General features: G+C 63.3%; 28 protein-coding genes, 1 tRNA gene and 3 pseudogenes. 12 read left to right on the top strand and 20 right to left on the bottom strand.

Annotated features, from left to right (window positions below; genetic code table 11):
• Positions 1–5: 5 nt before the first annotated feature.
• From P3C39_RS02165 to P3C39_RS02155, 3 genes are read left to right on the top strand one after another with little or no spacing between them, the layout of a single operon-like run.
• Entirely contained in the window at positions 6–677 is a 672-nt protein-coding gene (locus tag P3C39_RS02165; protein WP_013530557.1) for an amino acid ABC transporter permease, read from the top strand.
• On the top strand, positions 674–1,348 hold the full coding sequence (locus tag P3C39_RS02160; protein ID WP_127368920.1) for an amino acid ABC transporter permease: 675 nt from the start codon (positions 674–676) through the stop codon (positions 1,346–1,348). Before P3C39_RS02165 ends, P3C39_RS02160 begins: the two co-directional genes overlap by 4 nt.
• 56 nt (positions 1,349–1,404) lie before the next feature.
• Entirely contained in the window at positions 1,405–2,133 is a 729-nt protein-coding gene (locus P3C39_RS02155; protein WP_024501778.1) for an amino acid ABC transporter ATP-binding protein, read from the top strand.
• A 10-nt stretch (positions 2,134–2,143) separates the two neighbouring features.
• Here the strand turns inward: P3C39_RS02155 and arsK are convergent, their stop codons facing one another.
• The 11 genes and pseudogenes from arsK to P3C39_RS02100 form a co-directional block, all read right to left on the bottom strand.
• Entirely contained in the window at positions 2,144–3,388 is a 1,245-nt protein-coding gene (gene arsK / locus P3C39_RS02150) for an arsenite efflux MFS transporter ArsK (protein WP_024501779.1), read from the bottom strand.
• Positions 3,381–4,808, bottom strand: a complete 1,428-nt coding sequence (locus P3C39_RS02145; RefSeq protein ID WP_275952553.1) for an NAD(P)-binding domain-containing protein — start codon at positions 4,806–4,808, stop codon at positions 3,381–3,383. The genes arsK and P3C39_RS02145 overlap by 8 nt, the downstream gene beginning before the upstream one ends.
• 44 nt (positions 4,809–4,852) lie before the next feature.
• On the bottom strand, positions 4,853–5,173 hold the full coding sequence (locus tag P3C39_RS02140) for a metalloregulator ArsR/SmtB family transcription factor (RefSeq protein WP_064994010.1): 321 nt from the start codon (positions 5,171–5,173) through the stop codon (positions 4,853–4,855).
• Between the two features lie 63 nt (positions 5,174–5,236).
• Complete coding sequence (gene arsC / locus P3C39_RS02135) at positions 5,237–5,659, bottom strand: arsenate reductase (glutaredoxin) (protein ID WP_064994011.1); 423 nt, start codon at positions 5,657–5,659, stop codon at positions 5,237–5,239.
• Positions 5,656–6,720 (bottom strand): ACR3 family arsenite efflux transporter, encoded by a 1,065-nt coding sequence (arsB, locus tag P3C39_RS02130; protein ID WP_164747183.1) that lies wholly within the window; start codon positions 6,718–6,720, stop codon positions 5,656–5,658. The genes arsC and arsB overlap by 4 nt, the downstream gene beginning before the upstream one ends.
• Positions 6,721–6,811: 91 nt before the next feature.
• Entirely contained in the window at positions 6,812–7,144 is a 333-nt protein-coding gene (locus P3C39_RS02125) for a metalloregulator ArsR/SmtB family transcription factor (protein WP_013530549.1), read from the bottom strand.
• Positions 7,145–7,214: 70 nt separating this feature from the next.
• Positions 7,215–7,916, bottom strand: coding sequence for an RES family NAD+ phosphorylase (locus P3C39_RS02120; protein ID WP_275952552.1), 702 nt, complete (start codon positions 7,914–7,916; stop codon positions 7,215–7,217).
• Entirely contained in the window at positions 7,910–8,320 is a 411-nt protein-coding gene (locus P3C39_RS02115) for an MbcA/ParS/Xre antitoxin family protein (RefSeq protein WP_275952551.1), read from the bottom strand. Before P3C39_RS02115 ends, P3C39_RS02120 begins: the two co-directional genes overlap by 7 nt.
• Before the next feature lie 143 nt (positions 8,321–8,463).
• A complete protein-coding gene (locus P3C39_RS02110; protein WP_063173750.1) occupies positions 8,464–9,897 on the bottom strand; it encodes an aldehyde dehydrogenase family protein in 1,434 nt (477 codons plus the stop codon).
• 160 nt (positions 9,898–10,057) lie between these two features.
• Positions 10,058–10,440 (bottom strand): annotated as a pseudogene (locus P3C39_RS02105) (ACT domain-containing protein).
• 15 nt (positions 10,441–10,455) lie between these two features.
• Positions 10,456–10,935: a GNAT family N-acetyltransferase gene (locus P3C39_RS02100; RefSeq protein ID WP_024501788.1), complete on the bottom strand. Its 480-nt coding sequence runs from the start codon at positions 10,933–10,935 to the stop codon at positions 10,456–10,458.
• A gap of 318 nt (positions 10,936–11,253) precedes the next feature.
• Here P3C39_RS02100 and P3C39_RS02095 point away from each other — a divergent pair, with 318 nt between their 5' ends.
• Positions 11,254–11,844 carry a cation diffusion facilitator family transporter gene (locus P3C39_RS02095; protein ID WP_127368568.1) on the top strand — a complete coding sequence of 197 codons (591 nt, stop codon included), beginning with the start codon at positions 11,254–11,256 and terminating at the stop codon, positions 11,842–11,844.
• 97 nt (positions 11,845–11,941) lie between these two features.
• Here P3C39_RS02095 and P3C39_RS02090 read toward each other — a convergent pair.
• Together P3C39_RS02090 and P3C39_RS02085 are read right to left on the bottom strand one after the other, a co-directional pair.
• Positions 11,942–12,130 (bottom strand): annotated as a pseudogene (locus tag P3C39_RS02090) (aldo/keto reductase); the annotation flags it as partial.
• Between the two features lie 107 nt (positions 12,131–12,237).
• Positions 12,238–12,633 (bottom strand): cupin domain-containing protein, encoded by a 396-nt coding sequence (locus P3C39_RS02085; RefSeq protein WP_027160872.1) that lies wholly within the window; start codon positions 12,631–12,633, stop codon positions 12,238–12,240.
• Between the two features lie 150 nt (positions 12,634–12,783).
• Here P3C39_RS02085 and P3C39_RS02080 point away from each other — a divergent pair.
• The 4 genes and pseudogenes from P3C39_RS02080 to P3C39_RS02065 all read left to right on the top strand — a co-directional run bounded on the left by P3C39_RS02080 (position 12,784) and on the right by P3C39_RS02065 (position 16,936).
• Positions 12,784–13,682, top strand: a pseudogene (locus P3C39_RS02080) (LysR family transcriptional regulator).
• Between the two features lie 121 nt (positions 13,683–13,803).
• Positions 13,804–15,249: a PAS domain S-box protein gene (locus P3C39_RS02075; RefSeq protein WP_013530540.1), complete on the top strand. Its 1,446-nt coding sequence runs from the start codon at positions 13,804–13,806 to the stop codon at positions 15,247–15,249.
• A 109-nt stretch (positions 15,250–15,358) separates the two neighbouring features.
• Positions 15,359–15,736, top strand: coding sequence for an ester cyclase (locus tag P3C39_RS02070; RefSeq protein ID WP_024501791.1), 378 nt, complete (start codon positions 15,359–15,361; stop codon positions 15,734–15,736).
• A 141-nt stretch (positions 15,737–15,877) separates the two neighbouring features.
• Entirely contained in the window at positions 15,878–16,936 is a 1,059-nt protein-coding gene (locus P3C39_RS02065) for a YeiH family protein (protein ID WP_024501792.1), read from the top strand.
• Here P3C39_RS02065 and P3C39_RS02060 read toward each other — a convergent pair whose 3' ends face one another.
• The 3 genes from P3C39_RS02060 to P3C39_RS02050 all read right to left on the bottom strand — a co-directional run bounded on the left by P3C39_RS02060 (position 16,937) and on the right by P3C39_RS02050 (position 19,712).
• Complete coding sequence (locus P3C39_RS02060; RefSeq protein WP_013530535.1) at positions 16,937–17,434, bottom strand: GAF domain-containing protein; 498 nt, start codon at positions 17,432–17,434, stop codon at positions 16,937–16,939.
• Positions 17,435–17,684: 250 nt separating this feature from the next.
• Entirely contained in the window at positions 17,685–19,316 is a 1,632-nt protein-coding gene (gene groL, locus P3C39_RS02055; protein WP_127370712.1) for a chaperonin GroEL, read from the bottom strand.
• 33 nt (positions 19,317–19,349) lie between these two features.
• Positions 19,350–19,712, bottom strand: a complete 363-nt coding sequence (locus P3C39_RS02050) for a co-chaperone GroES (protein ID WP_275952550.1) — start codon at positions 19,710–19,712, stop codon at positions 19,350–19,352.
• A gap of 250 nt (positions 19,713–19,962) precedes the next feature.
• Between P3C39_RS02050 and P3C39_RS02045 the strand changes: the two genes are divergently transcribed.
• Both P3C39_RS02045 and P3C39_RS02040 read left to right on the top strand, forming a co-directional pair.
• The gene (locus P3C39_RS02045; protein ID WP_275952549.1) at positions 19,963–20,211 is read left to right on the top strand and encodes a hypothetical protein; all 249 of its coding nucleotides are present in this window, start codon (positions 19,963–19,965) and stop codon (positions 20,209–20,211) included.
• Positions 20,208–20,474 (top strand): DUF1488 domain-containing protein, encoded by a 267-nt coding sequence (locus tag P3C39_RS02040; protein WP_013530531.1) that lies wholly within the window; start codon positions 20,208–20,210, stop codon positions 20,472–20,474. The genes P3C39_RS02045 and P3C39_RS02040 overlap by 4 nt, the downstream gene beginning before the upstream one ends.
• Positions 20,475–20,505: 31 nt before the next feature.
• Here P3C39_RS02040 and P3C39_RS02035 read toward each other — a convergent pair whose 3' ends face one another.
• From P3C39_RS02035 to P3C39_RS02020, 4 genes are all read right to left on the bottom strand, one after another.
• Entirely contained in the window at positions 20,506–20,727 is a 222-nt protein-coding gene (locus P3C39_RS02035) for a DUF6500 family protein (protein ID WP_127367757.1), read from the bottom strand.
• 53 nt (positions 20,728–20,780) lie between these two features.
• Entirely contained in the window at positions 20,781–20,972 is a 192-nt protein-coding gene (locus P3C39_RS02030; RefSeq protein WP_027160878.1) for a hypothetical protein, read from the bottom strand.
• Between the two features lie 5 nt (positions 20,973–20,977).
• Positions 20,978–21,181 carry a hypothetical protein gene (locus tag P3C39_RS02025; protein WP_027160879.1) on the bottom strand — a complete coding sequence of 68 codons (204 nt, stop codon included), beginning with the start codon at positions 21,179–21,181 and terminating at the stop codon, positions 20,978–20,980.
• Between the two features lie 202 nt (positions 21,182–21,383).
• Positions 21,384–21,459 (bottom strand) — tRNA-Cys (locus P3C39_RS02020).
• Between the two features lie 458 nt (positions 21,460–21,917).
• On the opposite strand from P3C39_RS02020, the gene P3C39_RS02015 reads away from it, so the two are divergent.
• Both P3C39_RS02015 and P3C39_RS02010 read left to right on the top strand, forming a co-directional pair.
• Positions 21,918–22,961, top strand: coding sequence for a LacI family DNA-binding transcriptional regulator (locus P3C39_RS02015; protein ID WP_275952548.1), 1,044 nt, complete (start codon positions 21,918–21,920; stop codon positions 22,959–22,961).
• A 63-nt stretch (positions 22,962–23,024) separates the two neighbouring features.
• The gene (locus P3C39_RS02010) at positions 23,025–24,272 is read left to right on the top strand and encodes a sugar ABC transporter substrate-binding protein (protein ID WP_013530526.1); all 1,248 of its coding nucleotides are present in this window, start codon (positions 23,025–23,027) and stop codon (positions 24,270–24,272) included.
• The last annotated feature ends 9 nt before the right edge of the window (positions 24,273–24,281 follow it).

Genomic DNA, 24,281 nt, shown 5'->3' with positions numbered 1-24,281 from the left:
CAACGATGCTCGAAAATTTCAGTTTCCGCACCATCGTCGAATACCTGCCGTTGTTCGGACAGGGCCTGGTCACGACCGTTTGGCTGTCGGCGCTGTCCTTTGTCGGCGCGCTTATCGTCGGCATCGTGCTGTGCGCCATGAATCTGCAGCGCGGCTGGCTGTTTCGCGCCCCAGCCAAGGCCTATATCGATGCGGTGCGTGCCACGCCCTTGCTGGCGCAGCTCTATTTTCTTTATTTCGGCCTGCCCCGGCTCGGCTTCGTTCTGCCGGAACTCGTCGTCGGCATCCTCGCGCTGTCGCTGAACAGCGGCGCCTATATCGCTGAAATCATTCGCGCCGGCATCCTGTCGATCCCGCGCGGCCAGGTCGAGGCCAGCGTCGCTTCGGGCATGACCTATGTCCAGCGCATGCGCCTTGTCGTCCTGCCGCAAGCCTTCAAGGTGACGATCCCGCCGCTGCTCGGCCAAGCGATCGTGCTGGTCAAGGATTCCGCCCTTTTGTCGCTGATCTCGGTTTCCGAACTGACGCGCGCCGGTCAATTGCTCGCCTCCGACCGCTTCATGCCGGCGGAAGGTTTCCTCACCATCGCCGCCTTCTATCTGCTGCTCTATTACGGCCTGAAAGGACTGGCTGGGCTCTCCAGCCGCTGGCTCGGCACAGCGGGGGCGCGGACATGATCTGGCAACAACTGCAAAGCCTCGCCGGCTCCTATCCACTGGCCCTGCGCGGCCTCGGCATGACCGTGTTGCTGTCGCTGATCAGCCTGGTGCTCGGCACGCTGCTCGGCTTCGGCCTCGGCATCCTGCGCACCGGCGGCAACCGGCTGATCTCGGGCTTGATCGGCGCCTGGGTCGACCTGATCCGCGGCACGCCGTTCCTGGTGCAGATCTTCCTGATCTTCTTCATCCTGCCGGAGTTCGGCATCGAGCTCGACGCCTTCACCGCCGGCATCATCGCGCTGACCAATCTGGCTGCCTGCTTCATCTGCGAGATCGTCGTCGCCGGCATCCGCTCGGTGCCGACAGGCCAGGTCGAGGCGGCACTGGCGTCCGGCCTGTCGCGCTGGCAGCGCATGCGCCAGGTGGTGCTGCCGCAGGCGATGCGCATCGTGCTGCCGCCGCTGGTCGGGCAATATGTGCTGCTGATCAAGGATTCTTCCGTCGTCTCGGCCATCGGCCTCACCGACCTCACCCGCGTCGGCTGGCTGGTGGTGCAGCGTGTGCCCAACGGCCTGCTGGTCTTCTTCCTTGTCGGCGCCGGCTATTTCATCGTCTGCTATCCGCTGATCATGCTGGCCCGCCGGCTGGAGCAGCGCATGGGCGCGGCGCATGGCGAGGTGCAGTTGTGACTTCCAACCCCAAAGGTCCAGAAAACATGACCAAAACGGGCCTTGCCAAAACCGGCATGATCGACTTTCGCGGCGTCAACAAGTGGTTCGGCTCGCTCAACGTGCTCAAGGACATCACGCTCAGCGTCGAACCGCGCGAAGTGGTCGTCGTCTGCGGCCCGAGCGGCTCGGGCAAAAGCACTCTGATCCGCTGCGTCAACGGCCTGGAGGCGATCAAGGACGGCGATCTCGTCGTCGACGGCCAGCGCCTGGGCGACCCCGCCACCAACATGACCCAGCTGCGCACCGAGATCGGCTTCGTCTTCCAGTCGTTCAACCTCTACCCGCATAAGACGGCACTCGAAAACGTCACGCTCGCCCCAATCCATGTCCGCAAGATCCCGCGCGCCGAGGCTGAAAAAGCAGGCCGCGAATTGCTGGCCAAGGTAGGCCTCGCCGACAAGGTCAATGCCTATCCAGCACAGCTCTCCGGCGGCCAGCAGCAGCGCGTGGCGATCGCGCGTTGCCTCGGCATGCGGCCCAAGATCATGCTGTTCGACGAGCCGACCTCGGCGCTTGATCCCGAGATGATTTCCGAAGTGCTCGACGTCATGGTGGCGGTCGCCGAGGAAGGCATGACCATGATGGTGGTGACGCACGAGATGGGCTTTGCCCGCAAGGTCGCCCAGCGCGTGGTGTTCATGGACGCCGGCGCCATCGTCGAAAGCGGCACGCCCGACGAGTTCTTCTCACACCCCAAGACCGACCGCAGCCGCGCTTTCCTGAGCAAGATTCTGCGGCACTAAAGGCGGGCGGTCAGGTCGCCTCTTCCGCGCTGCCGCCAATCGCAAACGCTGCCGGGCCGCCGCGCCGCCTGAGCAGCGCGATGGCGAGGAAGGCGATGACGCCGCTCGCGGCGACGACCACCAGCACCCACAGGGAATTGGCGACCGATGTCCGCGCCATCATGAAGGCGAGCGCGAACGGCGCAAAGGCCGAGGTGAACTGACGGGCGGCGCTCGCCCATCCCAGCCGCGCGCCATAGCCTTCGCGGCCGAAGAGTTCGAGCGGCAAGGTGCCGCCGACGATGCTGGTGAGGCCGGAGCCGAGGCCGAACAGGAACACGAACACGAAGGCGCCGGGCAGCCATGGCGTGGTCAGCAACAGCGCACACAGCCCGGCCGTGAGCAGTGACGCGGCAATGACGGCAAGGTGCGTCTGCTGCAGCCGCCCGCCAAACAGCATGTTGATCAACCGGCTGGCGACCTGCGCCGGCCCGAACAGGGTCGAGACGAAGAGGCCTGCGGTGCCGAGCCCAAGGGCCGCCGTCAGCGGCACCATGTGGATGAGGATCGCCGACAGCACAAAGCCCTCGGTGGCGAACCCCGCCAGCATCAGCAGGAATGCGGCCCGGCCGCGCCGCGCATCGAGCGGCATTCCCGCTTCATCGGGAGCGGAACCGCGCTCATGCGGCGTGACCGTTGCGTGGCGACGCGACAGGCGCATCAGCCAGGCGTGGATCGGCAGGCATAGGCCGAGATTGAGAGCGGCGAACAAAAGGTAGACCTCGCGCCATGTGAGATGCGCATGCAGCGCCGAGGTCAGCGGCCAGAACAGGGTAGAGGCAAACCCGGCGATCAGCGTCAGATGGGTGATGCTGCGTTGCGGCCGGGGAACCCCGACCTGCACGATCGCCACGAAGGCAGCGCTGTAGAGGACGAAGCTGGAGGCCAGTTCCATCGCCAGCAATCCCAGAACGAAGCTCACGCGGCCGGGTGCGACGGCGCACAGCGCCAGCGCCACAGCCGCCGCGACCGAGCCGACGGTCATGATACGGCCGGCGCCGAAGCGGTCGGCCCACCGCCCGGCAGTCGGCGCGAACAGGCTGCCGGCAAACAGCGAGGCCGACAGGGCTGCGAATACCCAGCCTTCCGTGAGCCCGAACTCGCGTGCCATTGCCGGCGCCAGGATCGAGAAGCTGTAATAGAGCGTGCCGTAGCCGATGATCTGGGTCAGCCCAAGCGCCCAGATCGCCTTGCGCAGGACGGATCGTTCAGGCATCGACGCCGGCCGCCATATTCTCTCGCGTCTCGGTGGCCGGCGCGGTTGCGCAGCCGCAACCCGACGCGCCCGTTGTCTTGGCGGCCGCATCCCTGACGCAGCAGGCATCGATAGCGGCGGGAGCAGGCCCGCCACAGCAGCCGGCGCTTTCCGATACCGTCGCGACACCGACGGCGCTGCACACGCCGGTCTCCGGCAGCACCAGCCGCACCTCGCGGGCCGCGGCATGGTCTCCGGCAATATCGGCCACCACCGAGCGGACCTGCTCGTAGCCGGTCGCCATCAGGAAAGTCGGGGCACGGCCGTAGGATTTCGAGCCGACGATGGTGAAACCGGGTTCGGGATGCGCGAGTTCCGCAATGCCATGCGCGGGAACCGTGCCGCATGAGTGGAAGTTCGGATCGATCAGCGGCGCCAGTGCCGGCGGCGCTTCGACGGCGGGATCGAGCGCGATGCGGATTTCGCCGAGGAACGACAGGTCTGGCCTGAAGCCGGTGGTGACGACGATGCGGTCCACGGCCAGGCTGAACGGCTTGCCGGCGAGGTGGGCGTCGACGGCAAGCTTCTCGCCTTGCGTCTCGATGCGGTCGACGGCGAAGCCCGTCAGCATGTTCAGCCTGCCGTCCGCCATCGCCTGCCTGGCGGCCAGCCCGAGCGCACCACGTTCCGGCAATTGGTCGTTCAGCCCGCCGCCGAGCAATCTTTCGATGCTGGCGTGCCGCAGCGCCCAGAACATTTCGGTGCCAGGCGCGCCATCCTGCAACTCCATCAGCGCCAGCGCGACGTTGATGGCCGAGTGCCCGCCGCCGATGACCAGGATGCGCTTGCCCGCATAGTCTTCTCTCGCCTTGCCGACCACGTCGGGAATGCCATAGGCGATGCGTGCCGACGCCTTGCCTTCGCCGGCAACCGGCAGCCCGTCGATGCCGATCGGGTTTGGCCGCCACCATGTTCCGGATGCGTCGATGACGGCGCGTGCGAGAAAGCGGTGCTCACCGCCGCCATCGCGGTAGCGGATGACGAAGGGCGCGTCCTTGCGGCCCTCATTGGCGACCTTGTCGTGCCCCTGACGGGTGATCGCGGTGACCTCGGCGCCGAGCTTCAGATTGGCGGCGATCGCCGGAAGCCGGCCAAGCGGCGCCAGATAGTCGCGCACGATCTCGCCGCCGGTCGGCAGGCCCTGGCTGTCCGGCGGCGTCCAGCCGGAGCGGTCGAGCAGCGCCCGCGCCGCCGCGTCGATGTTGTATTCCCACGGCGAGAACACCCGCACGTGGCCCCATTCGAGCAGTGCGGCACCAACGCTTTCGCCGCGCTCCAGGATCAGCAGGCGGATGCCGCGCTCGACCAGATGCGCCGCGGCGGCAAGGCCGACCGGGCCGGCGCCAATTACCGCGACGGGAAGATCTGTCATCATGTCCATAGGTTCGATCCTTCCGGTATCTTCGAATTATACGCGCAGAAAAATCAGGCCAGTGCTTTGCCGACGGCGGGCGCGCAGGCAGCATCCGCGCAGCACTCGTCGGCGAGATAGCCGATCAGCGCATTCATGCCGGGATAGTTGGCGCGGCAGATCAGCGTCGTCGCTTGCCGTTCCTGCGTGACAAGCCCGGTATCGACCAGCCGTTTGAGGTGATGCGACAGCGTGGAGGACGGAATGTCGAGCCTGCCCTGGACGCTGCCGACGGCAAGCCCGTCATCACCGGCCCGCACCAGGATGCGATAGAGCTGAAGCCGCGTCGGATTGCCGAGCGCTTCAAGCTGCGCGGCTGCTTTTTCGAGTTTCATGGAAATAAGCTACGCGGCACTTTTCGCGCCGTCAACCCAATTTCGAAAATTATGGAAATAACATCAGCCGGCGCGCTTGCCCGAGGCGTAAATGACCACCTCACCATCCTCCTTGGTGAACGCGCCGATCTCCGGGTTGGGCAGGATGTCCAGCACCTTTTCCGACGGCCGCGCCAGCACGACGCCGAGCGGACTGACGACGATCGGCCGGTTGATCAGGATCGGATGTGCCAGCATGAAATCGAGGATCTGCTGGTCGGACCATTTCGGGTCGGCAAGGCCGAGTTCGGCATAGGGTGTGCCCTTCTCGCGCAGCAGGGCGCGCGGTGTAATGCCCATCGCCGCGATCAGTTCGACCAACCTTTCGCGCGATGGCGGCGTCTTCAGATATTCGATCACCTCCGGCTCCTCGCCCGACTGGCGGATCATGGCCAACGTGTTGCGCGACGTGCCGCAATCGGGATTGTGGTAGATGGTGATGGTCATTTCGAGGTCCTCTCAGCCGACATGGTATTCCGGACGGCGCCGCCCATCTCGTACCAGCCCTTGCTGCGGTTCACGATCCACACCACCGACAGCATGACCGGAACCTCGATGAGCACCCCGACCACGGTGGCAAGGGCCGCGCCAGAATTCAGCCCGAACAGCGCGATCGCGGCGGCCACCGCCAGTTCGAAGAAGTTCGACGCGCCGATCAGCGCCGATGGTCCAGCCACGCAGTGTCGTTCGCCGCTGAGGCGGTTGAGCAGATAGGCAAGACCGGAATTGAAATAGACCTGGATCAGGATCGGCACCGCCAGCAGCACGATCACCAATGGTTGCGCGATGATCTGCTCGCCCTGGAAGCCGAACAGCAGCACCAGCGTCGCCAGCAAGGCAACCAGCGACAGAGGCTGCAGCGTGGCAAGCAGGGCCTCAAGCCCGGCCTGTCCCCTCGCTGCCAGCAGCCGGCCACGAACCAACTGCGCGACGATCACCGGCGCGACGATGTAGAGTGCGACCGACAGCATCAGCGTGCCCCATGGCACGGTGATCGCCGACAGGCCGAGCAGCAGGCCGACGATTGGCGCGAAAGCAACGATCATGATCGCGTCGTTGAGCGCCACCTGCGACAGCGTGAAATTCGGCTCGCCGCGCGTCAGGTTCGACCAGACGAACACCATCGCCGTGCACGGTGCCGCGGCAAGGATGATCAGCCCGGCAATGTAGGAATCGATCTGCACGGCGGGCAGCCACGGCCGGAACAACCAGCCGATGAAGAGCCAGCCCAGCAGCGCCATCGAGAACGGCTTCACCGCCCAGTTGATGAACAGCGTCACGCCGATGCCGCGCCAATAGGTGCCGACCTTGGCCAGCGAGGCGAAATCGACGCGCAAGAGCATCGGCACGATCATCAGCCAGATCAGCACGGCGACAGGAATGTTGACCCTGGCGATCTCGGCCAACGCGATGGCGCCGAACACGCCCGGCAGCAGATGGCCAAGCGCGATACCCGCGACGATGCACAGTGCCACCCACACCGTCAGATATTTCTCGACGAAGCCGATGCCGGGCCGCACCGCCTCAGCTGCGTTCAGAGCATGATCGGTCATGATGACTCCTTGTTCGAACGGCGCGCGGCGGACAGTCACAAGCCCCTCAGCAGTCACAGGTCACGGCATTGATGACCGGGCGGCAGAGCTCCGGCGCGCCATTGCAGCAATCTTCCATCAGATAGGCCAGCAGGTCGCGCAAGCCGGTCATGTCGGCGACATAGCGCACGGTCCTTCCGTCGCGTTCGGGACGGATCAGCCCGGCATGGGCGAGCACCTTCAGATGCGCCGACATGGTGTTCTGGACCGTGTCCAGCCTCGTTGCGATCTCGCCGGCTGGAATGCCTTCCGGGCCGGCACGCACGAGCAGCCGGAAGACATCCAGCCGCGTCTCCTGGCCAAGTGCGGCCAGCGCGTTCAAAGTACCCTTCCTATTCATATATCCGAATCCTTGGATTTATGGATTCGTGAATACCGACTCCCCCACGATCTGTAAAGGATGTCCGCCGCTATGATGTGACGGCAAGCACCTTTCCCGTATCGTGCTGGCGCACGAAGTCCACCCGGGCACCATCCCAGTGGTAGCTGTAGTGGCGGCCCTGCACTGGAACGGCAATGACGTCGGGCCAGAAGATGCCGATGCAGCCGCCGCCCGGCATGCGCACGCTGTTCCACACCAGCCCGTCGCTGCCGGCTGCCCGCAGCGCCCGCCCTTCCGCCTGCGAGGCGGAATAGTCGTCCGGGTCGAGCACGCCGGGCACGGCGTTGACGTCATCGAGGTCGCGGTCGACGTTGCCGATCAGCACGCGGAAATCCGCCGTCCAGCCCGGCCCCTCGTTGGTGGCGCGCATGAATTTCTGATGGTGGTGAATGGTCTCGGCCAGCGCCACCTCCTCGCTGTCACCCGCATAATAGATCCCGTAGCTGCCATCCGAGAAGCGGCCTGGTCTGAGCGTCGAGCAATGCACGAAGGGCGCCATCACGAAACTGGCGCCGGGGCCGGAAATCCGCCTTGCGGCCGAAACCTTGCCGAGATCGCCGATCTCGAACCTTATGCGTGGGTTTGTCTTCGCCTCGACGGCGGCAAGCGCCTCCCAGTCGCGCGGGTCGGCAATGTCTTCGAACAGGTCGATCGGTGGGTGGATGGAACGGATGATGCGGAAGGTCTGGTGCCAGTCGACGCGGCGACGGACCGCAAGCCCACTCACCATGCACCACGCTCCGCATCGAGCCATTCGCGCATCGCCGAGAGATCGGAGATTTCGCCGCGCAGCATCAGGTCGAGCGCCGACTGGCCGCCAAAGGTGGCATTGGGCTTGCGGATCCAGGCATAGCCGCGCGCCGGCTCCGTGAAAAGGTAACGCAGGCCCTTATGGATGCCCATCAGGTGCGCCATGCGGGTGCGCAGGTCGCGGTCGATCCTGCCGATGCCACCTTCTTTCCAACGCGCCCAAGTCCGCGCCGACATGCCGCCGAGCAGGATGCAGGCCTCCAGGTCGGTGAGATTCCAGGCCTTGAACAGATTGACCGTGGTGCGCGCCAGCGCGCCCGCTTCTTCATCCGAGATAGCGGCTCCGAACGTGGCCGGCGTGGTGACGATGGACTGAAGCTGCATTGCGTTCACCTTGCTGATTGGCAGATATATAGCATGTATTTGCCAATTGGCAAGAATGCGGAGATGGCAAGGCTTGGCTGCAAAATGAAAGGGCGCGGCCCACACCGCAGGCCGCGCCCTTTATTGCATCACACTGTACGTGCCTACTCCGCCGCCTCATACCCCGCGATGCCCTTGATCTCGAGAAAATCCTCAAGTCCGTATTCGGCATATTCGCGGCCATTGCCCGACTGCTTGTAGCCGCCGAACGGCAGGCCGGCGTCCCACTGGGGATAGTTGATGTAGACATTGCCGGTGCGCATGCGCGCCGCGACTTCGCGCGCCTTCTTCATGTCCTTGGCCTGGATGTAGGAGGCGAGGCCATAGACGGTGTCGTTGGCGGTCTCGACCACCTCGTCGACGCTGTCATAGGGCATGATCGCCAGCACCGGCCCAAAGATCTCCTCGCGCGCGATGCGCATGTCGTGGGTAACGTCGGCGAACACCGTCGGCCTGACATAGTAGCCGCGGTTGAGTTCGGCCGGACGGCCGGGGCCGCCGGCGACCAACGTCGCACCCTCGTCGATGCCGGCCTGGATCAGGTCCTGGATCTTGTCGAACTGAACTTGGCTGACGACCGGGCCGAGCTTGGTGCCGGCAGCGTCGGCCGGACCGACGGTGAATTTTTCCGCCGCAACCTTGGCATAGCCGGCCGCCTCGTCATGGCGCTCGCGCGGCACGAACATGCGCGTTGGCGCGTTGCAGGACTGGCCGCTGTTGCTGAAGCAACCGGCCACGCCCTTGCTGACCGCGCTTGCGAGGTCGACGTCGGGGAACAGAATGTTGGCCGACTTGCCACCAAGCTCCTGATGCACGCGCTTGACCGTGTCGGCGGCGGCCTTGGCCACCAGGATGCCGGCGCGGGTCGAACCGGTGAACGACATCATGTCGATGTCAGGATGGCTGGACAACGCCTGGCCGACGCCCGGTCCGTCGCCATTGACGAGGTTGAAGACGCCCTTCGGCACGCCGGCCTCGTCGAGGATCTCGGCGAAGATGATGGCGTCGAGCGGCGCGATCTCGGATGGCTTGAGCACCATGGTGCAGCCGGCGGCGAGCGCCGGACCCACCTTGCAGGTGATCTGGTTGAGCGGCCAGTTCCACGGCGTGATCAGCCCGACGACACCGATCGGCTCCTTGACCACGAGATGATTGCCCTTCACGTGGCGGAATTCGAAAGCCTTCAGCGTCTCGGCCATTTTGGTCAGATGCGCCAGCCCAATGCCGACCTGGCTGTCCAACGCCATCTGGCGCGGCGCGCCCATCTCGCGCGACACGGCAACCGCAAGATCGCCACTGCGCTTCTTGTAGACCGCGATGATGCGATTCAACAGGTCGAGCCGCTCGCTAACTTCGGTGAAACCAAAGCTGTTGAAGGCGCGCTTGGCGGCAGCCACCGCCTTGTCGACATCGGCCTTTGAGCCGAGCGAAATCTGCGCAAAAGCGTCCTCATTCGAGGGATCGATGACGTCCAATGTGTTGGGCACAACAGGATCGACCCACGCGCCATCGATGTAGAACTGCAGATTGTGTGACATGGTTTTCTCCTTGGCCGCATGGTCGCGCCGGGCCGTCATATCTGGCTGGAGATAACGATGCACAAACGCCGCTGTCAAACGCAACCCCCGAAGTGGTTGAGCCAGTGCGGCAGTGATTGAGCCAGAGCGGTTGGGCAGCAACCGGCTTGGTGAGGATGGACTACAGCAAGGTATGCCCGGCCTCGACCAGAAACCGCCTCGCCGCGGCCTGATCCGTGGCTTTCACCAGGAGATGGTCGCCATCGAAAGTGGACACCACGAAGATGCCCAACCCGTTTCCGACAACGGCCTGATGACCGACAGCACGATACCGGTTTCGTCGAAGGCGAACGGGCCCAGGAGCTTGAAGGCCACCCAGTCGATATCCTGCTTGATGGCATGCGGCACGCGGTCCTGCAGGCAAACGATCGAAAGCTCGTCGTCGGTCCTTGTGATGCTGACGAAGCCTAGTCCGTCCGCCCAACCGGGAATGGTTTCGCCCGCCGCCAGCCGGGAAACCGCGTAAGACCCCGGGAGTTGCTTAAGCCTGACCTTGGCAGCCATTATCGAAATCCTTCCTCAGATCGCCGGTGATCCCGCTAGCCTCTTGCTCATATAGACCGTCATGCCGCCCATGAACGGCTCGTCCCGATCCACGATATAGCCCTGCCTCTTGTAGAGCGATACGTTCGCCTCGAACGCGCCATTGGTCAGCAGGCGAAGCTCGTCGCGGCCCGACTCGATCGCCTTGCGCTCGGCCCACTCCAGCAACAGCCGGCCAATCCCCCTGCCCTGCGCATCCGGTGCGACACAGACATTCTCGATCCACAGGTGATCCTCGGCCAGCATGGTTTCAATCATTCCCACGATCCGATCATCCTCGACGGCGAGATCGAACGGATGCTCGGCAACAGCCTTCTCGTAGTCGGCGCGCATCGGCAGAGGCTCGCGGCCGATCACCGCTACCCATTTGGCATAGGCGGCGCGCACGATATCCCGGATCGCGGCGGCGTCAGCGGGCGCGGCCGGCCGAAGCCGGATGGAAGAATTGTTTGTCATCAAACTGCTCCAGACATGAAAAATCCCGCCGGCGGTTTCGCGGGCGGGGCTGGAAACGAAAGAACCGGGTCTATCCTGCCGGTCTTTGTCGTCGCGCAGTCAGCTTGCCGCTCCGCACTGTGCAGGGGCGACGTCGCTTGGTGTTGGCAGGCGCGAAAACGAACATAGCGCCAAGTTGGAACAGGAAGCGCGGCGATGTCAAGGCGACCGCTCGATCGACAGTGTCTCGCATCGGCGACAAGGTTCTGGTCCTCGCGCCCGCAGGGCATAGAATCGCTATATGCTTTGTGCCAACGGCAGCTAATCGATGGGCAAACTATGACCGGGACGCTGAACAAAGCGGTGCGGATGGTGGCCATCCTGAACCTGGCCTATTTCGGGATCGAATTTGCCGTAGCCGTTTGGATCGGATCGGTATCGCTGTTCGCGGACAGCATCGATTTTCTGGAGGACGCATCCGTCAATCTCCTGATCATGGTCGCGTTGGGCTGGACCGTCCGCAATCGAGCGCGGCTCGGAATGGCGCTGGCCGGGATACTTCTGATCCCCGCATTGGCGACCCTTTGGACAGCCTGGGAGAAATTCAACATTCCAATTCCGCCAGCTCCCGTTCCGCTAACGCTCACAGCGGCTGGCGCGATGCTCGTCAACCTGTCGTGCGCGCTCATGCTCGCTCGCTATCGCCATCACAGCGGCAGCCTCACCCGCGCCGCCTTCCTGTCGGCGCGCAACGACGTCCTGGCCAATGTGGCAATCATTGCCGCCGGCCTGGTCACGGCATTTGTGTGGAATTCGGCTTGGCCAGATATTGTCATTGGGCTGGCAATCGCCATCATGAATGCGGATGCTGCCCGCGAGGTTTTCACGGCCGCAAGACGCGAGTTCGCAGAAGGCCAAATTTCAAACTGAAACGCTGCCACCCGATCCGCGCACGATCCCCTCAACTCCTGCGCCGTCGGCCGGAATGGTTACCCGGTCGTCGAGTGCCCTCAGCCTGCGCCTGGCTCTAGCGATCGATCCTTGCTTCCTGTTGCGGAGAATAGCGCGCTCCCTGTACGGCGATCGCCGAGACCGCGTCCTCGATGTCGGCAAGATCGTTCGCCGTCAGCGCGACAGTGACCGATCCGATGTTCTCTTCGAGGCGATTGAGCTTGGTGGTGGGGATCGGAACGATCCAGGGCTGTATCTGCCAAGCGCGGGAGCGATATCGGAGAATGGGCTTTTCAGCCTTGGAACATCGGTCATGGTGGTCTCCTTCGTAGAGTGCGGGCGTTGAACTCGGCGCCACGCGCCGATACCTGGTCAAATCCCGTATTGTTCGTCGCTGACATGCTCCAACCAGTCGACGACCTTGCCGTCGAGCGCTTCGGCGATAGCGATGTGGCTCATCGCCGTGGTCGGCGCGGCGCCATGCCAATGCTTCTCTCCGGGCGCGAACCAGACGATGTCGCCGGGCTGGATCGATTCGATCGGGCCGCCCTCGCGCTGCGCCAGGCCGGCGCCCGAGAGGACGATCAGCGTCTGGCCGAGCGGATGCGTGTGCCAGGCGGTGCGCGCGCCGGGCTCGAAAGTCACGGTGGCGCCGCCGACCCGGGCGGGCTCGCTGCCCTTGAACGGCGCGTCGATGCGCACCGCACCGGTGAAATAGTCGGCCGATCCCTTGGCCGAGGCCTGAGAGCCGTTTCGCGTGATGTCCATGGTTTTGTCCCTTCCTGGCAACAGCCATGACACGACCGCCCGGCTTTAGAGACGGCCGGAGGTGCCCGGTGTGATAACGCCTATCTAGGGTCTGCGATTGGTGCCGATTAGGTGCTATATCCAGCATGATCTTATGAAGGGGGCTCATGAATGCCACGTGACAACCTGAATGAGCTAACCGCCTTCCTCGCTGTGGCGCGCGAGGAAAGCTTCACCAGGGCGGCGGCCAAGCTCGGGGTTTCCCAATCGGCGCTCAGCCACACGGTGCGGGCGCTGGAGGAGCGGCTGGGTGTACGGCTCCTGACCCGCACCACGCGCAGCGTGTCGCCCACCGAAGCCGGGGAGCGGCTGCTTCGCACCGTCGGGCCGCGGCTGGACGAGATCGAGACCGAGCTCATTGCCTTGAGCGCATTGCGGGAAAAACCCGCCGGCACCATCCGCATCAGCGCCGGTGAGCACGCCGCCGATGCGGTCCTGTGGCCGGCGATCGCCCCGCTGCTGCCCGACTATCCCGACATCAAGGTCGAGATCATCGTCGACTATGGACTGACCGACATCGTCGCCGAGCGCTTCGACGCCGGCGTGCGGCTGGGCGAACAGGTGGCGCGCGACATGATCGCGGTGCGCATCGGCCCCGACATGCGCATGGCGGTGGTCGGCTCGCCAACCTATTTCGCTACCCGACCAAAGCCGCGCACGCCGCAGGACCTGACCACCCACAATTGCATCAATCTGCGGCTGCCCACCTATGGCGGGCTCTATGCCTGGGAGTTCGAGAAGGCCGGACGCGAGCTGAGGTTCGGGTCGAAGGCCAGCTTGTGTTCAACACGGCCGCGCTGCGCATGAACGCGGTGCTCGCCGGCCTCGGCCTTGCCTATCTGCCTGAGGAGCAGGTGACGCCCCATCTGGCCAACGGCCGGCTGGTGCGTGTGCTCGCCGACTGGTGCGGGCCCTTCCCCGGCTACCATCTCTATTACCCCAGCCGCCGGCAAGCCACGCCGGCCTTCTCGCTGCTGGTCGAAGCGCTGCGCTACCGGGGCAAGGAGTAAGTCGGTGAGCAGCTTCCACCCGGCTTTGACTCGCCGCCGCCTGCGGTGACTATCCCCGGAAATGGTCGCGGAACCATTTCCGCGGCACCGCGTTCAGTGCGGTTAACTGGAACTCCTATACGTGGCGCAAGTGACGAAAACCTCGAGCTCGACCTTTGATCTGCCCCACCAAATCCTCGATAATCTTCCCGTAGCAATCTACACCACCGACACCGAAGGCAAGATCACCTATTTCAATCGGGCCGCGGCAGATTTCGCTGGGCGCGAACCCGAGCTCGGAAAAGACCAATGGTGTGTGACGCACAAGCTGTTCACGACCGACGGTGAAGTGTTGCCGCATGACCAATGCCCGATGGCTGTCGCGCTGAAGGAGAACCGGCCGGTCAGAAACCAGTCGGCTATCTCCCAACGCCCGGACGGCACGCGTGTGCCGTTCCTTCCCTATCCCACACCGCTTCATGACGAGCAGGGCAGACTGGTCGGCGCCGTCAATATGCTGTTCGATCTCACTGACCGCCATCATGCCGACGAGGCCAGGCATCATCTGTCAGCCATCGTGGAGTCTTCCTTCGATGCCATCGTCAGCAAGGATTTGAACGGGGTCATCAGGAGCTGGAACTCAGCCGCCCAACGTCTGTTCGGTTACACCGCCGACGAAGCAATCGGAAGGTCGGTAACTATGCTGATACCGGACGACCATTTGGACGAAGAGCCGCGCATATTGGAGCGCATCCGCAAAGGCGAGCAGGTCGAGACCTACGAAACCATCCGCCGCCGCAAGGACGGCAGCCTTGTGCCCGTATCCCTGACAATCTCGCCGGTGCGCAACGCCGTCGGGCAGATCGTCGGCGCCTCGAAGATCGCCCGCGACATATCAGTAGCCAAGGAGAACGAATATCGCATCCGCATGCTGATGCGCGAGGTCAACCACCGGGTGAAGAACCAGTATTCCGTCATCATCTCGATGATCCGGGAGACCAGCAAGCGGTCATCGACGCCGGCCCAGTTCGAACGTCAGGTGCGCGAGCGCATCATGGCGTTGTCGCTCTCGCATGACCTTCTGGTTTCCGGCGACTGGAAGGGCGCCACGATCTTCGAACTGCTGCTTGCGCAGGCCAAACCGTTCGGCAACGAGGAGCGGATCTCAATGTCGGGCCCTTCCCTGACGCTGAGCCCCAATGCCGTCCAGTACCTCGGCATAGCGTTTCATGAACTCGCGACCAATTCCGCTAAATACGGCGTCCTTTCGGCCGCAGAGGGAACGATAACGGTGCAATGGAAGGTAACCGGACTGGTCGGCCAGAAACAGTTCCAGCTGATCTGGAAAGAGAGAGATGGTCCTGAAGTACAGACGATCGGCCATGGTGGTTTCGGCAGCGTGGTGCTGCGGCGCGTCGCTCCAGCCGCGGTGAGCGGCACCGGTGTTCTCGAGCATGATAGCCACGGTGTCACCTGGACGCTGCAAGCACCGTTGACCCAACTTGAGGCCTCGGTTGACAGCGAGCACGTTGATCAGCGTGCATTGGACCAGGTGATGAGCGGACACGAATTCGGAATTGTTCCCTGAACTTGGGCACTGGCAACAGGACTACGGCCCGCTATGTGTTGCTTTTATTGTACGTCCTGGCCTTCAGCCCTGTCGCAATATGGCGGGCATCAGCACCGGAGCCATCGCCGTGACCGTGACCGACCTCTATCGAGGCTACATCGCCTGCCTCAACAATCAGGACTGGCAGAAGCTGCATCGCTTCGTTCATGACGAGGTGCACTACAATGGCGACCGCGTCGGACTGTCGGGTTACCAGGACATGCTGGAGCGCGATTTTCGGGAAATCCCAGACCTCTATTTCGATATCCAGTTGCTGATCGCCGAACCGCCGTTCCTAGCCAGCCGGCTTCAGTTCAACTGCACGCCGAAGGGAACCTTCTTCGGGCTCCCTATAAACGGCAGGAAGGTGTCCTTCAGCGAGAACGTCTTCTATGAATTCCTCGACGACCGGATCAGGAACGTCTGGTCGGTGATCGACAAGGCCGCGATCGAGGCGCAGCTTTAATCCAGGTCGCCCAGAAAGCGACGTCTGCGCGGCAGCGTCCGTGGATCGTTCGTAAAAATCGATCATTCTAACGAAAATAATTCGTTGGAAAGATTGGTTTAGGAATGGCATTCTCCCGGCATACTCGCCTGGAGCATTGCGTTGTCTTCCGTTTCCCACTTCGCGAACGATATTCCAAAAAGCGCGTTTCCTGCCGATGTCGCGCAAGGGCGAAAATCCCTTAGCTGGAATGGCATCGTCCCCGGCATCGTGCTGGTCACGATGATCACTGCCGTCGCCTTCTCGGCGCGCAATGTTTCCGGCTTCGCGCTGTTCAGTCCAATGATCCTCGCCGTCGTCGCCGGCATGATCTACTCCAACGTGCTCGGCACGCCCGTGCACGCCAAAGCCGGTATCGCATTCTCGCAAAAGCGCCTGTTGCGCTTCGCCATTGTGCTGCTCGGCTTCCAGCTGACGCTCGGCCAGGTGGTCTCGATCGGCGCCGGCGGCGTCGGCATTGTCGCGGCGACGCTTGGCGCAACCTTCGTTTTCACCATCACGCTTGGCCGGCTGATCGGCGTCGACGCCAAGCTGGCGCAGTTGATCGCCGCCGGCACCTCGATCTGCGGCGCTTCGGCCATCGTCGCCACCAACATCGTCACCGATGCGCGCGACGAGGACGTCACCTACGCCGTCGCCTCGATCACCTTGTTCGGCACCGTCGCCATGCTCGGCTTCCCGCTCATGGCGCCCATGCTCGGCCTCGACCAGCACGCTTTCGGCCTGTGGGCCGGCGCCTCGATCCACGAGGTGGCGCAAGTCATCGGCGCCGGCTTTCAGAACGGCACCCAGTCCGGCGAGATCGCCACCGTCGCCAAGCTGACCCGCGTTGCCATGCTGGCGCCGATGGTCGTCGCGCTCGGCCTGATGGCGCGCGGCAGGAGCAGCAGTGAGGTGGCGGCGCGGCCGCCCATGCCGTGGTTCGTCGCCGCCTTCGTCGCTGTCGTGGCGTTGAACAGCTTGGTCACGGTGCCCACCGAGGTGAAATCGGCAATGGCGCTCGCCACCACCATCATGCTGACCATGGGCCTGGCCGCCATGGGCCTGCAGGCCGACATCTCTCAGTTGCGCTCGCGCGGCCTGCGCCCGCTGGCGCTCGCCTTCTCGGCCTTCCTGTTCATCGGCTGCTTCAGCCTGATGCTGGTGAAGTTCGTAGGCTGATCAGTCCTCGAACGAACTCGCCGCGGCATAGATCGCCGCCAGCGTCTCGATGCCGGCCTGGTCGGCCTTGTCGAAGCGGCCGGGCAGCGGGCTGTCGAGATCGAGCACGCCGAAGACGCCTTCATCGTCCTCGAGCAGCACCACCAGTTCCGAGCGCGAATCGGCATCGCAGGCGATGTGGCCGGGAAAATCATGCACGTCCTTGATCAGCATCGAGGTGCCGAGTTCGACCGCCGTTCCGCACACGCCCTTGCCGACGGCGATGCGCACACAGGCCGGCTTGCCCTGGAACGGCCCGAGCACCATTTCCTCGTCCGACTGCAGGAAATAGAAACCGGCCCAGTTGAGGTCCGGCACCATCTGGAAGATGAGTGCTGCGGTGTTGGCGGCGTTGGCGATCGAATCGCGCTCACCCTCGAGCAGCGCCTTCAATTGGGTGGCGAGGTCGCGGTAGAACGTGGGCTTGTCTGAGGTGTCGATGGCCTTGGCCGCAAACATGAACGTGTCTCCGTGTCGGGGATGGCGGTTCGTCCGATCGCTTGCCAAAGTCCGGCGAGCTCCGCAACCAGACGGCCGCCTGGACAGTCTAGCGTGGATTGCGTCCCCTTCGAAAGCCGCAAGATCATGATTGCCTCCCGGGATTGAGCCGGGCGACTGCGTAAACTTTGCGATGATCATCTTGAGAATCGTAGCGGCCCCGATCGGGGCCGCCATTCACATCTCCGACAGATCGGACAAATCCTGGGTTTTAGTAGCCGCCCATGCCGCCACCGCCGCCACCCGCAGGTGCTGCATCCTTGGCCGGAACGTCGGTGATCATCGCTTCGGCGGTGATCAGAAGGGCTGCGATCGAGCCGGCATCCTGGAGTGCGGTGCGCACCACTTTCGCCGGATCGACGATGCCTGCCTTGATCATGTCGACATAGACCTCGTTCTGGGCGTCAAAACCCTGATTGTGGTCCTTGCTGTCGGTGAGCTTGCCGACGACGATTGAGCCTTCGACGCCGGAATTCTCGGCGATCTGGCGGATCGGCGCTTCGAGCGCCCGCAGCACGATCGTGATGCCGGCCGTGACATCGGCATTGGCGCCGGTCAGGCCGCCAAGCGCCGAGCGGGCACGCAGCAGAGCGACGCCGCCGCCGGGCACGATGCCTTCCTCGACCGCCGCGCGGGTGGCGTTCAGCGCATCGTCGATGCGGTCCTTCTTTTCCTTGACTTCCGACTCGGTGACGCCGCCGACGCGGATGACGGCAACGCCGCCGGCGAGCTTGGCCAGCCGCTCCTGCAGCTTTTCCTTGTCGTAGGCTGACGTCGTCTCCTCGATCTGGCCCCTGATCTGAGCGACGCGCGCCTGGATGGTCGCCTTGGTGCCGGCACCGTCGATGATCGTGGTGGTGTCCTTCTCGATCAGCACGCGCTTGGCGCGGCCGAGCATCTCGATGGTGACGTTTTCGAGCTTGATGCCGAGGTCCTCGGAGATCATCTGGCCCGACGTGAGCACGGCGATGTCTTCCAGCATCGCCTTGCGGCGATCGCCGAAGCCAGGCGCCTTGACGGCCGCGACCTTGAGGCCGCCGCGCAGCTTGTTGACGACCAGCGTCGCCAGAGCCTCGCCCTCGACGTCCTCGGAGATGATCAGCAGCGGCCTGCCGCTCTGCACCACCGCTTCGAGGATCGGCAGCATCGCCTGCAGATTGCCGAGCTTCTTCTCGTGGATGAGGATGTAGGGTTCTTCCAGCTCGACGCGCATCTTGTCGGCATTGGTGACGAAATAGGGCGAGAGATAGCCGCGGTCGAACTGCATGCCTTCGACGACGTCGAGTTCGGTCTCTGCGGTCTTGGCTTCCTCGACGGTGATGACGCCGTCATTGCCGACCTTGTCCATAGCCTTGGCGATCATCTCGCCGACGCTGGCATCGCCATTGGCGGCGATGGTGCCGACCTGCGCGATCTCGGCCGACGACTTGACCTTCTTGGCGCGCGCCTGGATTTCCTTGACCACGGCGGAAACCGCCTGGTCGATGCCGCGCTTCAAATCCATGGGATTCATGCCGGCGGCGACCAGCTTGGCGCCTTCGCGCAGGATCGAGGCGGCCAGCACCGTGGCGGTGGTGGTGCCGTCACCGGCGAGGTCGTTGGTCTTCGAGGCCACTTCGCGCACCATCTGGGCGCCCATGTTCTCGAACTTGTCGGCAAGCTCGATTTCCTTGGCGACGGTGACGCCGTCCTTGGTGATGCGCGGCGCGCCGTAGGCCTTGTCGATGATGACGTTGCGGCCCTTGGGGCCGAGCGTGACCTTCACAGCATTGGTAAGGATCTCGACGCCGCGCAGCATGCGGTCGCGCGCGTCGGTGGAGAATTTGATTTCCTTGGCAGACATGATTTTTATCCAGTACGTTCGGAGAAAATAAGGTCAGGCAGCTTTCTTGGCGGCCACGGTCTTGTCGGTTGCAGCGGTCTCGCCCTTGTCGATGATGCCAGTCTCGTCCTTGTCGATGACGCCCATGATGTCGGCTTCCTTCATGATCAGAAGGTCCTCGCCGTCGATCTTGACCTCGGTGCCCGACCATTTGCCGAACAGGATGAAGTCGCCGGCCTTGACGTCGAGCGGAACAAGCACGCCGTTTTCGTCGCGTGCGCCAGGGCCGACAGCGATGACTTCGCCCTCCTGCGGCTTTTCCTTGGCAGTGTCGGGGATGATGATCCCGCACTTGGATTTGATATCGCCTTCGGCGCGACGAATGACGACGCGGTCGTGGAGTGGCCGAAATTTCATGGGAACTTTCTTTCTGGGGGCCGGCACAGGCGGCCACGCCCCTCCTCTATAGACGCGTTGGCACTCGATAGATAGGAGTGCCAAAAATTATTCGCGGCCACATTAAATATTCAAAAGTATTATTTCGGCTGGCCGTTTCGTGATATCCGCAGAATGTCAAATAATTCAAAAGATTGAATTTTGCCGATCGAGTGCCTATTTATCGGACAAGTTCACTTTCACGGTTTCAGGCACAAGGGAGATTTCTTCGATGGCCGAAGGCAATCAGACGATCATGGAAAAAGCTGAAGCCCGCTTTGTCGACAAGCAGAAGAAGACAGCGGAGAAAAACAAGGCGACCGCTGAATATATGTCCGAGGCAAGAGCCAGGGAGATCAAGACGGCAAGGCTGAGGGAGCTTCGGCTGGCCAAGGAAGAGGCTGATCGTGTCGCCGAGGCCCTCAATCCGACGCCGAAGAAGAAGCGGGTGACCAAGAAAGTCACGGAGGCCAACACATGAGCCTCACCTTCCCCAACCGCAGCCGCAGCTATGACGAGGCGGGCCAGCGCATTCGTTTCGTCGGCCATGACGGCATGTTCCAGATCTCGTTTTCCGTCGCCGCCGACGCCATGGCCAAGATGCGGCCGGGAACCGCGGCCGATGAAGCCGGTTATCTCCAGACATTCGACACCGAGAGCAGTGCCATCCGCGAGGTCGCGTCGAAGGCCTACGACCGCACCCACAAGAGCATGTATGTTCTGACGGCGTCCGATTTCGGCTGATCAGTCCATTGCATGTCGCTCAAAACGACGATTAAAGATCCATCTCCTCGACCATCGCGCGTATCTTCGCAGCCTTTTCGAAATGGTCGAGGCGGTGGGTTCTGATCCACCATTCGGCGGCTTCCATCAGGAGTTCGGGGTTGTCGTTTCTGTTGGCGAAAAACGCATAGAACGACACGCCGACGCCGGCCCCCTTCTCGGAGATCTTGCGGTCGCAAACCTCCAGTATCTTCTGCTTCAGGCTGGCTCTCACGGGAATCCCTTGATTTGCGGTGCGGCAGGCTTCCGCCGGCGGGCCGCTACGGATCAGGCCTTGCGCTCGGCCCGTTCGCGGCGTTTGACATCGCGGACATTCATCTGCACGACCATGTCCTCGGCCTCGCGCGGCCCCATCCCGACCATCACCTTTTGCCGGACCACCGCAGGCTGGCCGGTGAAGACATCGATGATGCTCCAGCTCTGGGGAAGCTCCATACGCAGCGTGTAGCGGTTGGCCATGCCGGTCAGCCTTGCATCGTGAAAAACACGGCGCCCAGGATCAGCACCGTCCAGGCGACGACCGACAGTTTCAGCACCATGCCGCCATGCACGGCCAGAAGCTTCCGCAGGTGCGACACACCTGCCGACGAGGCCGGTGCCGCCGCCAGGGCAGCAGGAGCCTTGAGGCCAAGTTTTCCAAAGACGGGCAGCAGCGACGGTTCACGCACGAAAGGCCTCGAATGTCAGGAAAAAGCGAAGCAAGAACGCTCGACTCCCTTCCATACCACTCTTTTCGCGCGTGCCGGCATGCCAAATGCAAGACAGGACTGCTTTAACGTCCGGTCCGCACCGCCTTCGTAACGCACAAATCTATTCGTGGGGACTGACTGCCCTTGGGGCAGATTGGGACTGCTGTTCGACGCGAAATTTTGGAGGCCTCGCCTCGGAATCGAACCGAGGCTTCAGAGATTTGCCGTCTCCAGCGTAGCCGCTCCGCCACGAGGCCATGGCTGTTGAAGTAGCGGCCAAATATTTACGGAAAGGTTAATCCCGAGGGACTGTTCAGAATTTTCGGCACGATCTTCAGACCGTCCGCCAGCACATATTGCGGCCAGGTTTGCTGCCCGGCAGCGCCAACCCTTTGCCGGACCTCGCATCCCGCGCACGCTGCGATCCTTCACGCCTCAAGCGGCAGCCCGCCCCGTCTCGACCGAGGGCCTCCAGTACTGCGACTGGCGCTCTTCCCCTGAGCTAAGTGCTGCCGGCGCTGCTTTAACCCGCGTTTGCATTCGAAGGAAGAGAGCAGAGGCCCAACCAGCTTTTCCCTTGAACGGCGATCCAATCTGGTCTAGCCTCAGCTGAGAAAAGGTTTTCTCAAACAATTTCAGTCGGGCTCGGCCACCTGCCGGGCCTCTTTCAGATCGGTAAGAGAAAACCTTTTTCCAACTAAGGACTCTCGGCGCGATGCCATCGGACGATCTGCCTGTTCCGATCTTTTCCAAGCCAGTCACCTTGCGTGACGTGGCCGCGCAGGCCGGAGTCAGCGTCGCTACCGCATCCAAGGCGCTCAACAGCCAGGGCCGGATGACAGCCGAGACGCGCGAACGCATTCGCGAGACCGCCCGGCGGCTTGGCTTCCGGCCCAACAGCCTGGCGCAAAGCCTGCTCCGACGCCGCAGCTTCACCGTCGGCCTGCTCACCAACGATACCTATGGCCGCTTCTCGCTGCCGCTGATGTCGGGCATTTCGGACGCGCTGGTCGACAATGGCGTCTCGGTGTTCCTGTGCAATGTCGAGGAGGATCCGCGGCTGGGCCAGATGCATGTCGACGCCATGCTCGACAAGCGCGTTGACGGCATCATCGCCACTGGCAAGCGCATCGATCGTCATCTGCCCGTCGACCTCTCCAATCTGCGCGTCCCGGTGATCTATGCCTTCACGCAGCCCGACCCCGACGCCGTTGCCTTCGTCTCGGACGATGTTGGCGGCGCCCGGCTGGCCGTCGAGCATTTTTGCCGGCTTGGCCGCAAGCGCATCGCCCACGTCACCGGGCCGGCGAGCTTTGCCGTGGTACACGCGCGCGTCCAGGCTTACCGCGACGTGCTCGCCGAAAACGGCCTGACGGTCAGCGAGCCGCTGCTCGGCTCCTGGTCGGAAGCCTGGGGTCACCAGGCGGTTGCGCAACTGTTCGACGGCAAAAGCGAAAGGCCGGACGCGGTCTTCTGCGGCAACGACCAGATCGCGCGCGGCATCATCGATGCTCTGCGCGAACGCGGCCTCGACGTACCCAGGGATGTCGGCGTCATCGGTTTCGACAATTGGGAGATCGTGGCCGAGGCGACGCGCCCGCCGCTGACCTCTGTCGACATGAACCTGGTCGCGCTCGGGCGCGAGGCCGGGTTGACCCTGCTTTCGCTGGTCGGCGGCAAGCCCGCCGCGCCCGGCATTCGAAAACTGCCGTGCCGGCTGGTGGTGCGGCAGTCATGCGGCCATCCGCCGGGTGGCTGAAAACGAAGCGCCGCGCAATCGGCGCCAAGCCGCGGACCGCGGCCAACCTTGGAGGAGGAGAACATGAGGAACCTGATTGCCAAACTGGCCCTGGCCGCTGCCGTTCTGGGCGGCGGTCTCGGCACTGCCGCCGCCGAGACGGCCAACATATGGGTGCGCGCCGACGGTTCGAATTTCATGCCGAGGATCGTCGATGCCTACAACAAGGCGCACACCAACCAGGTCAAGCTCGATATCATCCCCAATGCCGAGATCATCCCCAAATACGGTGCCGCGGCCGCCGGCGGCACAGCGCCCGACGCGCTGTCGCTCGACCTGATCTACACGCCCTCCTTCGCCGCAGCCGGCCAATTGGAGGACATCACCGACTGGGCAAAGTCCCTGCCCTATTTTGCCAGCCTGTCGCCGGCGCATGTGAAGACCGGCACCTACAAGGACCACATTTACGGCCTGCCCTTCTCCGCCGACGCCTCGGTGCTGATCTGGAACAAGAAGCTGTTCAAGCAGGCCGGCCTCGATCCCGAAAAAGGCCCGGCCAACTGGGCCGAGATCGCGGCCGATGCCGAGAAGGTCAACGCGCTCGGCGGCAACATCAAGGGCTTCTACTTCTCGGGCAATTGCGGCGGCTGCAACATCTTCACCTTCACGCCCCTGATCTGGGCGTCTGGTGGCGACATCCTGAGCGAAGACGGCTCGAAGGCGACGCTGGACAGCCCGCAGCTGCGCGGCGCCATCGATCTCTACCGCTCGATGGTCAAGAAGGATCTGGTACCGGCAGGCGCACAGACCGACACCGGCGCCAATTTCTTTGCCGCCTTCGCCGCCGGCAATATCGGCATCTCGCCGTCCGGCGCCTTTGCCATCGGCGCGCTCAACACCCAGTATCCCGACATCGATTACGGCGTCACCTTCCTGCCGGGCAAGGACAGCGGCTGGTCGTCCTTTGCGGGCGGCGACAATTTCGTCGTCACCAAGGGCACCACGAAACTGCCCGTGGTGAAGGAGTTCCTCGACTTCGCCTATTCGCTCGAGGGCCAGACCATCCTTGCCAAATACGGAAGCCTGCCGGTGCGCGGCGACATCGCCAAGGACGCGTTGAAGGATCTCGATCCGCGCTACCAGATCGCCGCCGAAGCCATGGCCAAGGGCAAGACGCCCTATTCGGTGGTGTTCAACGACCTGATCAACTCCGCCAACGGCCCGTGGACGCAGATGATCAACGAGGTCTTCTTCGGCGACGATGTCGATGGCGCGATAGCCAATGCGCAGGAAACGATGCAGTCGATCATCGACCAGGCGCCGCAGAAGTAGCGGACGCCT

Source organism: Mesorhizobium sp. XAP4 (assembly GCF_029269325.1).
In the GTDB taxonomy this organism is placed as follows: Bacteria; Pseudomonadota; Alphaproteobacteria; order Rhizobiales; family Rhizobiaceae; genus Mesorhizobium; species Mesorhizobium ciceri.
This window is presented reverse-complemented; position numbering and strand designations above follow the sequence as displayed.

Coding starts and splice junctions, on each gene's coding strand:
- P3C39_RS02165 (WP_013530557.1), top strand. CDS start 6: ATGCTCGAAAATTTCAGTTTCCGCACCATCGTCGAATACCTGCCGTTG.
- arsC (WP_064994011.1), bottom strand. CDS start 5,659: ATGACCATCACCATCTACCACAATCCCGATTGCGGCACGTCGCGCAAC.
- P3C39_RS02030 (WP_027160878.1), bottom strand. CDS start 20,972: ATGGCCAACCGCTACACGCTGCGTATGGAGCTTCCCCAGAGCTGGAGC.
- groL (WP_127370712.1), bottom strand. CDS start 19,316: ATGTCTGCCAAGGAAATCAAATTCTCCACCGACGCGCGCGACCGCATG.
- P3C39_RS02100 (WP_024501788.1), bottom strand. CDS start 10,935: ATGACAAACAATTCTTCCATCCGGCTTCGGCCGGCCGCGCCCGCTGAC.
- P3C39_RS02085 (WP_027160872.1), bottom strand. CDS start 12,633: ATGGACATCACGCGAAACGGCTCTCAGGCCTCGGCCAAGGGATCGGCC.
- P3C39_RS02040 (WP_013530531.1), top strand. CDS start 20,208: ATGAGCCTCACCTTCCCCAACCGCAGCCGCAGCTATGACGAGGCGGGC.
- P3C39_RS02045 (WP_275952549.1), top strand. CDS start 19,963: ATGGCCGAAGGCAATCAGACGATCATGGAAAAAGCTGAAGCCCGCTTT.
- P3C39_RS02125 (WP_013530549.1), bottom strand. CDS start 7,144: ATGAATAGGAAGGGTACTTTGAACGCGCTGGCCGCACTTGGCCAGGAG.
- P3C39_RS02110 (WP_063173750.1), bottom strand. CDS start 9,897: ATGTCACACAATCTGCAGTTCTACATCGATGGCGCGTGGGTCGATCCT.
- P3C39_RS02120 (WP_275952552.1), bottom strand. CDS start 7,916: ATGGTGAGTGGGCTTGCGGTCCGTCGCCGCGTCGACTGGCACCAGACC.
- P3C39_RS02010 (WP_013530526.1), top strand. CDS start 23,025: ATGAGGAACCTGATTGCCAAACTGGCCCTGGCCGCTGCCGTTCTGGGC.
- P3C39_RS02160 (WP_127368920.1), top strand. CDS start 674: ATGATCTGGCAACAACTGCAAAGCCTCGCCGGCTCCTATCCACTGGCC.
- P3C39_RS02115 (WP_275952551.1), bottom strand. CDS start 8,320: ATGCAGCTTCAGTCCATCGTCACCACGCCGGCCACGTTCGGAGCCGCT.
- P3C39_RS02140 (WP_064994010.1), bottom strand. CDS start 5,173: ATGAAACTCGAAAAAGCAGCCGCGCAGCTTGAAGCGCTCGGCAATCCG.
- P3C39_RS02155 (WP_024501778.1), top strand. CDS start 1,405: ATGATCGACTTTCGCGGCGTCAACAAGTGGTTCGGCTCGCTCAACGTG.
- P3C39_RS02145 (WP_275952553.1), bottom strand. CDS start 4,808: ATGGACATGATGACAGATCTTCCCGTCGCGGTAATTGGCGCCGGCCCG.
- arsK (WP_024501779.1), bottom strand. CDS start 3,388: ATGCCTGAACGATCCGTCCTGCGCAAGGCGATCTGGGCGCTTGGGCTG.
- P3C39_RS02050 (WP_275952550.1), bottom strand. CDS start 19,712: ATGAAATTTCGGCCACTCCACGACCGCGTCGTCATTCGTCGCGCCGAA.
- P3C39_RS02060 (WP_013530535.1), bottom strand. CDS start 17,434: ATGTTTGCGGCCAAGGCCATCGACACCTCAGACAAGCCCACGTTCTAC.
- P3C39_RS02095 (WP_127368568.1), top strand. CDS start 11,254: ATGACCGGGACGCTGAACAAAGCGGTGCGGATGGTGGCCATCCTGAAC.
- P3C39_RS02015 (WP_275952548.1), top strand. CDS start 21,918: ATGCCATCGGACGATCTGCCTGTTCCGATCTTTTCCAAGCCAGTCACC.